Annotated in this window: 6 protein-coding genes; 2 read left to right on the top strand and 4 right to left on the bottom strand. The window is 69.0% G+C overall.

Annotated elements, in window-relative coordinates:
* Positions 1 to 574: 574 nt before the first annotated feature.
* From CA982_RS24490 to CA982_RS24475, 4 genes are read right to left on the bottom strand one after another with little or no spacing between them, the layout of a single operon-like run.
* Positions 575 to 1,753 carry an alpha/beta hydrolase family protein gene (locus CA982_RS24490; RefSeq protein ID WP_086537727.1) on the bottom strand — a complete coding sequence of 393 codons (1,179 nt, stop codon included), beginning with the start codon at positions 1,751 to 1,753 and terminating at the stop codon, positions 575 to 577.
* Entirely contained in the window at positions 1,750 to 3,201 is a 1,452-nt protein-coding gene (locus CA982_RS24485; protein ID WP_086537726.1) for a wax ester/triacylglycerol synthase domain-containing protein, read from the bottom strand. Before CA982_RS24485 ends, CA982_RS24490 begins: the two co-directional genes overlap by 4 nt.
* Before the next feature lie 3 nt (positions 3,202 to 3,204).
* A complete protein-coding gene (locus CA982_RS24480) occupies positions 3,205 to 4,857 on the bottom strand; it encodes an AMP-binding protein (RefSeq protein WP_086537725.1) in 1,653 nt (550 codons plus the stop codon).
* A gap of 16 nt (positions 4,858 to 4,873) precedes the next feature.
* Positions 4,874 to 5,671 carry a lysophospholipid acyltransferase family protein gene (locus tag CA982_RS24475; protein ID WP_086537724.1) on the bottom strand — a complete coding sequence of 266 codons (798 nt, stop codon included), beginning with the start codon at positions 5,669 to 5,671 and terminating at the stop codon, positions 4,874 to 4,876.
* Between the two features lie 199 nt (positions 5,672 to 5,870).
* Here CA982_RS24475 and CA982_RS24470 point away from each other — a divergent pair, with 199 nt between their 5' ends.
* Complete coding sequence (locus CA982_RS24470; protein ID WP_086537723.1) at positions 5,871 to 6,512, top strand: PaaI family thioesterase; 642 nt, start codon at positions 5,871 to 5,873, stop codon at positions 6,510 to 6,512.
* Complete coding sequence (locus CA982_RS24465) at positions 6,512 to 7,567, top strand: alcohol dehydrogenase catalytic domain-containing protein (RefSeq protein ID WP_086537722.1); 1,056 nt, start codon at positions 6,512 to 6,514, stop codon at positions 7,565 to 7,567. The genes CA982_RS24470 and CA982_RS24465 overlap by 1 nt, the downstream gene beginning before the upstream one ends.
* Positions 7,568 to 7,605 lie beyond the last annotated feature (38 nt).

The raw sequence follows: 7,605 nt of genomic DNA, 5'->3' as shown, positions 1-7,605 counted from the left end.
GACGGCGACAAAAGTGTGGGAGCGCTTGTGGACATCAGCACCGATGACGATCATGGAGCTTGCCTTCCTGTCACAGGGTGGGCGGACAGTCGGGCCGGTCGGTGGACATACTTCAGTGGAGGGGCGCTGCCACGCTCCTATCAAGTCACGCCGGCCGGTCCGTCACACCAGATGCCGGCACGATGAGGCAACACCAACCCCGCAGGGGTGGCAGGGAGCAGGAGAGCCAAACACCCGGTGGACGAAACCCAATCACCACTGACGTGGCTCCACAACCCTGACACTGAAGGGAGCAGGAGTGGGGCCGCAGCGATGCAGGTCTTTCGTGGTCCACGACGGCCGCCAGGCCGCAGATACCGAGGAGCGAGCGTGCGAGCGTCACCCCCCGCTCCCTGAGGAGCGAGCGTGCGAGCGTCACGAAGGGTCCAGGTGAGATGCCTCGCAGACCCTTCGTGACGCACCCTCCGCAAGCTCCGGGCGCTCCTCAGGGTGCAGCGGGTCGCTCGCGCTCCTCGGTCCTCAGGGAGCAGCGGGTTGGCCCTTCGCAAGCTGCGGCCGGACCTCCCACCGATACTCACATCAGCGACCGTAGGCCGGATTCGCTGTCGGACCGCGGGGCCGAGGGCGGGGAGGCGCGCAGGAACTCGTCGGTGGCCTGCCGGATGCTGCCCGAGATGGCATGTCCGACATGACTACCGGAGTACCAGTGCACCTGACCGCCCCAATGGCGGTGGAGCTGCTGGGCGGCGGATACCGAGGTGACGCGGTCGTTGAGCGCCGCGACCACCATTCGCCGTTCGGGTGTCGGAATGGGTTCCACCGACAGCGGATTGATCACCGACGACACCGCTCGGACCGGTTCGCTGCGCATCAGCGAGGCGAGATGACGCCCCTTGGACCCGCCGCGCTCCATGTGATGGGCAAGGGTGGAGTGCATCTCGAGCATCGGGACGACGGCGAGGACCGAACTGATGCGGGGATCCATCGAGGCGACCATCGCCGCGATCGGGCCGCCGAGCGACGTCCCCGCGATCGCGATGTCCACGGGGTCCTGACCCTCGATCCAGGTGATGAGCGAACGGATCTCGGCGATCGCCCGGATCGTGATGACGGTGTTGACCAGCGGATCGAAACCCGGGTAGGCGACCTTCTCCACTCGCCGTGAGCCATGTGCCGGCAGCACGGGGAACACCACGTCGTAACCCAGCTTGTTGTACAAATTGGCCGCGCGGAACGCGTAGAGATCGTCGGCGCGCCCCTGCGCCGCCCCGTGGACCCAGATCAACCACCGACGACCGGTCCGGCGCCGCGAGAGCACCCGCACCGACGCGATCCCGTCGGCGTAGGGGTCGGCGTCGGCGATCGACTCCGGGAGAGGTACTGCCACCGAGTAGTCGATGTGATCGAACGAGGTCGTCCCGAAGATCTTCCGGTCGCGCGAGACGATTCCGGGCGGCCCGGGGTCGAGGTGGATTCCGGCGGGTCCGAGCCCGGCCAGCTCGTCGGCGACCTCGGTGCATCGCTGCACGCACTGCTCCACGAACTCGATGGGCGGAATGTCCCGGATCACCGAGTTGACCGCGATGAACAGTTCGTCGACGGCGGTCTCCCCGACCATCCGCGGGCCGCAGTCCGCCGGTGGAACGCCCGCGTCCGGGTCGCCGCGACCGGCCGCTCGCGAACTGCCAATCGCGCGCGGCACCACTTTCGCGAACAGCCCCAGCCGTGCTGCTCCGGACTCCCAGTCGATCAACTCGCCTCCTGCGCCATCGCGGCATCGTCGGTCTCTTCGGTCGGCCGTTCGAGCGCGTCGGCGGCTTCGACGGCCGCATCGGCCACCCGTCGCAGGAACCGCGCCGGGTCGGGCATCGACTCGGGCGTCGCGATGAGGCCCATGCTGAGCTTTCCCGCATAGCTGTAGGTGGTGAGATTGACGTCGGCGGGTGCGATGGCCAGTGCGAACGAGATCCAGTCGACGACCTCGGTGTCCCCGATCCACCGCGTGGTGCGCGGACCGGGCATGTTGGCGGTGGTGATGTTGTTCATCACCAGCGGTGCGCGATTCGCGGCCAGTCCACGGAAGACCGGGCCGAGTCGGCCGGTGTAGGTGGCCAGTGCGTCGGTGAGTTCGAACCCGACCTCGCGCCGGCACTGCACGGTGGCGGCACAGCTCTTCCCGGTGGCCGCGATCCGCTCGACCGGGTCCGCCAGATCCGACCTCAGATACGCCATCGCCGTGGCGATCTCGTTGCCCTGAACGCGCGTGGAGGCCAGGTCTTTGCACACTCCGAAGATGGACACCGCGACTCCCGGCTCCTCGCCGCGGGCGATCAGTTCGGCCCGTATCGCCCCGGCGATGACCCCGTGCAGCGCGCCGTTCACCGTGGTGCCGGTGGCGAGCGCGAGCCGCTGGACGGCGGCGAGCGGAATGTCCCCGGACGCACAGACACGGTCGGCGCCGCTGCGCGCGTTGAAGCTCGTCCGGCGGACCGTCAGCGGTTTCGGGATGAGGTCAGCATCACCGGCCTTGCGTTTCGCCGAGAAAGCGCGCACCAGGGCCGACGCCGCGGACGGCAGATCGCGGATCATGCGCCGGGACTCCGAGCGCGCCGCATGTGTGAGCTCGTCGTCGTCGTGATCGATCCGGGTGCGGTCGATCGGCGCGCGATCGACCCGCTCACCCGGTCCGGCGGTGGCGGCCATGAAGGTGTTGAGCGCGGCGAGTCCGTCGGCGACGGCGTGATGGACGCGCACGACGACCGCCTGCCGTCCGTCGGCCAGACCGTGGACGAGCGTCAGTCCCCACAGCGGTCGGTTCCGGTCGAGTTGCCGGACCGCGAGTTCGGACAGGATCTCGTCGAGCTCGGCACGTCCCCCCGGTGCGGCAACCCACCGTTCGTCCAGGTGCTGTCGCACGTCGAAGTCGTTGTCGCGCACCCAGAACGGGCGAGCGCCGTGTCCGCGCGCCCACGCGAGCCGCTGGGTCGCGCGCGGAAACATCCCGAGGTAGTCGGGTAGGACGCTGGTGAGTTCGTCGAGGTCGAGCGGACGGCCGCGCCGGGCGGTGTCGAGCACCGCCACCTTCAGTGTGTGCATCGGGTTCGACGCCGACTCCATGTTGAGCATGAGCGCGTCGGGTCCGGACATCCGTTCGGCGTCCGCACCACCGATGGGGCGGCCGGACTGCTGGGCGGAGTTCATGAGTCAGCTCACCTTCCGTTCGGTCGACGGGCCGGGATCGAGTTCGCGCTTGAGGATCTTGCCGGTGGCGTTGCGCGGCAGTTCGTCGAGGAAGTGCACGTCACGCGGGACCTTGAACCCGGCCAGTTGATCGCGGACCTGCCGCTGGACGTCCTCGGCGCCGATCTGTGTTCGTGGGGCCCGCACCACGTGGGCGACGAGTCGCTGACCGAATCTGTCGTCGTCGACACCGGTCACCGCGACCTCGAGCACCTCGTCGAGGGCGCCGATGACCTGCTCGACCTCGAGCGGGTACACGTTCTCCCCGCCGGACACGATCATCTCGTCGTCACGACCGACGACGAAGAGCAGCCCGTTCTCGTCGAACCGTCCGACGTCGCCCGAGACCATGTGCCCGTCACTGAAAGCCTTGGTGTCCGAACCGGTGTATCCGTCGAATCCGGAGTTGTTCGCGACCACGATGCGGCCGACCTCGCCGACGGGCACCTCTCGGTCGTCGTCGTCGAGGATGCGGACACTGGTACCGATGAGCGGTCGCCCTGCGGTGTCCGGCGCGACGCGCAGATCAGCCGGGGTGGCGGTGGTGATGAGTCCGGCCTCGGTGGCGTTGTAGCTGTTGTAGACCACGTCGCCGTATCGGTCGAGGAATGCGACGAGCGCGTCGGAGCGCATCCGCGATCCGCTCGCTGTGGCGAAACGCAGCGTCGGCATCGGGTGGTCGTCGAGGACGTCGTCGGGAAGATCGGTGATGCGTTCGAGCATCACCGGCACCACGGCGAGGCCGGTCGCCCCATGGTCACGGACCAGTTCGAGCGTCGCCACGGGATCGAACCGGCGGCGCATGATCATCGTGCACGTCATGGTCGCCGCGATCGCCACCTGCCCGAAACCCCACGCATGGAAGATCGGCGCCGCGATGACGGTCGATTCGCCTGCGCGCCAGGGTATCCGGTCCAGCATGGCCGCGAGGGAGGCGACGTCGGTGCTGCCGCCTCGACGCGCCCCCTTCGGCGTGCCGGTGGTTCCCGAGGTCAGCAACACGATGCGGCCGGCGCGTGCCGGCCGTCCGGGACGGGTGCCGCTGTTCGCGTCGATCAGGCCGTCGACGGTGGCTCCTCGCGCCGCCTCGTCCTCCGTCCACGCGTGGATTCGCCGCATCTCCGGAAGTCGTTGTGCCGCCGGCTCGACGACGGCATCGAACTCGTCGTCGGCGATGAGGACGTCGGCCTGCTCACGCTCGAGTACGTCGGCGAGCTGGGGGCCGGCGAAGCCGGTGTTGAGGAGCACGGCGTCGGCACCGAGCCGCGACGTCGCGGCGAGCGCCTCGATGAGACCGCGGTGGTTGCGGCAGAGGATCGCGACGGTGGTGACGGACGCGCCGGGGAGGTCGCGGAGTCCGACGGCGAGTGCATCGCAGCGGGCGTCGAGCTCACGCCAGGTGAGCTGTCCCGCCTCGTCGACGAGCGCGACGCCGTCGGGATCGCGCGCCGCGGCGAGGCCGACCCCGCTCACCGGCGAGGCACCGCCGTGCCGACGGAGGTTGAGCCCCATACGGATATAGCGGTCGACTCTCCACGAGCCGAGGAAACCGCTGCGGACCAGGGTGCGAACGAGCCACCACGCGGTGGTGACGCGCTCGCGGAGTTGCGAGATCATCGTCGTCTCCTCGTGGTCAGCCCAGGACCGGGAACCGGCGGGCGCGGGCGAGGTCGTCGAGTGCGTGTTGCATGCGCTTGCGGACCATCTGGTCCACCTCGTCGTGTTCGGGGTTGTTGCCGAACTCGGCGGTGATGTCGATCGGGTCGAGGACCTCTGTCACCAGCTTCGAGGGCAACGGGATGTTGGGCGGGAGGTGGGCGGTGAGGCCGAACGGAAAGCCGAAGGCGAAGGGTGCGGTGTCGGTGCGCAGGAACTTGTCCAGTCGGAGGATTCTCGCCAGCGTGTCGCCGCGATTGAGGAACAGCTGCGTCTCCTGGCCGCCGATGGTGACGATGGGGACGATCGGGACACCCGCTTCGAGGGCGGTGCGGATGTAGCCGGTACGACCATGGAAGTCGATGGTCGCGCTCTGACTGCTCGGGCGCAGCGCCTCCCACTCCCCGCCGGGGAACACGATGGTGGCCGCGCCGGACCGCAGCGCGGCGACCGCGTTCTTCGGGTGAGCCGGGAGGAACCCGACCTTGCCGAAGATCTGCTTGCCCGATCCGGTGAAGATGAGGTCGTGCGCGAGGGTGTACAACGGCCGGTCCGCCCCGAATTCGTCGGCGAAGGCCACGCTGATCACCGGGACGTCGAACGCCATCAGTCCGCCGGAGTGGTTGGACACGAGAAGCGCGCCGCCGTCGGGCACCTTGTCCATACCCCGCACCTCGGAGCGGAAGTAGGTTCTCGCCACGAGCTTCAGGACGGGCAGGACCCGCTTCACCCAGGTCTCGTCGCGTGCGGTGAGGTCGAAGGTCTCGGCGCTCATCGATCACATCTCCTGTGGGATTGCCTCTGCGATTCGCGGGGATCACCGCTTGATCGGCCGGGGCGAGCCCTCCGACCGGGGTCGATGTCCTCGGAACCGCAAAATGAGAACACGTTCTAGTGGTTGAATTAGAACACGTTCTAAAAAGCGTCGCCACACTTCGTTACCTATCCCACAACTGACTGAACGGTAGCCATAAATGGAGTTCATCCTGGAGGACATCTCCGAAGACGAGGTCGCGCGACGCCGTGCGGTCTACACCCCTCTCACCGACACCGTTCGCGACCTCGTCGACGCGGTGATCCGCACCGAGGTGCCCGAGGAAGACCTCGACGACGCGCGCCGACGGATCGCCGAGGTGGTGGCCGACCTGCGGAGTCGGCAGATGGACGGCGCCTTCGGAGTACGACACACGCGCGAGAACACCGGCATGGCCTGGGGAAACGCGGTCATCGGTGTTCGCAATGCGCTCGCGCCGCCGCTCGACGTCGTGCACGTCGCCGACGGGGTCCGGAGCGAGTTCACGCTGGGCGCGGCCTACGAGGGCCCACCCGGGCAGGTCCATGGCGGCGTGTGCGCGTTGGTCCTCGATCACGTCCTGGGCAACGCGGCAAGTGTCGAGGGCCCCTGCTACACCGGCACCCTCACCGTCCGGTACGGGCGCCCGACACCGCTGGGCGAACTCGTCGCACAGGCGTCGGTGACCGAGCAGAACGGACGCAAACGCATCGTCCGCGGCACGATCTCGGATGCCGACGGGGTCACCTGCGAGGCCGAGGGCGTGTTCATCGTGCCCCGGTCGGCGGTCGACGTCCCGTCGGTGCGCTGGTCGGCGGGCTGATGCGCGCCGCGGTGACCGCCCCAGACGAATTCGGCGCAGGAGGGTTCGGCGCAGGAGGGTTCGGCACAGGCGGATTCGTCGTCGAGGACCGACCGGACCCGACCCCCGGTCCCGGCGAGCTGGTGCTGCGCGTGGCCGCGAACGGGATCTGCGGTTCCGACCTGTCGACCGCGCCGCTGCTCCCGAGCGGGACGATCATGGGTCACGAATTCGCCGGCGAGGTCGTCGGTGTGGGACCCGAGGACCCGGACGTCCCCCACTCCTTCCGGGTCGGCGACGCGGTGGCCGCCATGCCGGTGATCGGATGCCATCGGTGCCGCGCCTGCCTCACCGGTGACGTCGCACGCTGCGCATCCGCGCGCACCCTGGGACTCGGTGTCCTGCCGGGCGGGCTCGCGGAGTTCGTCGCGGTCGGGGCGGCCGAGAGCGTTCTCCTCGACGGCATCGACCCCGTCGACGGCGCGCTCGTCGAACCGCTGGCGGTGGGACTGCACGCGGTCACCCGCGCGTCCGTCCGTCCCGGCGCTCGGGTGCTGGTGCTCGGCGCGGGACCGGTCGGTCTCGCGGTGCTGCACTGGCTGTCCCGCGGAGTGGCCACCGAACTGGTGTGTTCCGACCCGAGCCCGGGCAGGCGGGCGGCGGCACTCGATCTCGGCGCATCCGCGGTGTACACCCCCGACGAACTCCCCGCCCAGGTCGAATCGGGCTTCGACGTCGTCATCGAGTGCGTGGGCAAACCGGGGATGATCACCGCCGCGCTGGACGCGGTCGCGACCCACGGCACTGTCGTCATCGCGGGCGTCTGCTTGAGCGACGACTCGTTCATGCCGGTCGCCGGGGTCGTGAAAGAGACCACGATGCATTTCGTCTCGTACTACACCGCGAGCGAGTTCCGCACCGCCGCAGCCGAGTTGAGCAAGGGGGCGATCGGGTCGTCGACGCTGGTCAGCGAGATCGTCGGGCTCGGGGAGGTGGGCCGCGTCGTCCACGAGCTCGCCGCGCCCAACGATCACCGGAAGGTTCTCGTCGCTCCCGCGGTCTCGGCTGTCGGCTGACGTGCCACTCGCGGCCGGCGGCGCACCCGGCGTACGGT

Origin of the sequence: Gordonia lacunae (genome assembly GCF_002149015.1) — a bacterium.
Taxonomy (GTDB): Bacteria; Actinomycetota; Actinomycetes; order Mycobacteriales; family Mycobacteriaceae; genus Gordonia; species Gordonia lacunae.
The sequence above is the reverse complement of the archived record's forward strand: the minus strand, read 5'-3'. Positions and strand labels throughout refer to the sequence as shown.

Bases quoted from the DNA above. Each gene is read 5' to 3' on its own strand.
- CA982_RS24470 (WP_086537723.1), top strand. From the start codon at position 5,871: ATGGAGTTCATCCTGGAGGACATCTCCGAAGACGAGGTCGCGCGACGC.
- CA982_RS24465 (WP_086537722.1), top strand. From the start codon at position 6,512: ATGCGCGCCGCGGTGACCGCCCCAGACGAATTCGGCGCAGGAGGGTTC.
- CA982_RS24485 (WP_086537726.1), bottom strand. From the start codon at position 3,201: ATGAACTCCGCCCAGCAGTCCGGCCGCCCCATCGGTGGTGCGGACGCC.
- CA982_RS24480 (WP_086537725.1), bottom strand. From the start codon at position 4,857: ATGATCTCGCAACTCCGCGAGCGCGTCACCACCGCGTGGTGGCTCGTT.
- CA982_RS24475 (WP_086537724.1), bottom strand. From the start codon at position 5,671: ATGAGCGCCGAGACCTTCGACCTCACCGCACGCGACGAGACCTGGGTG.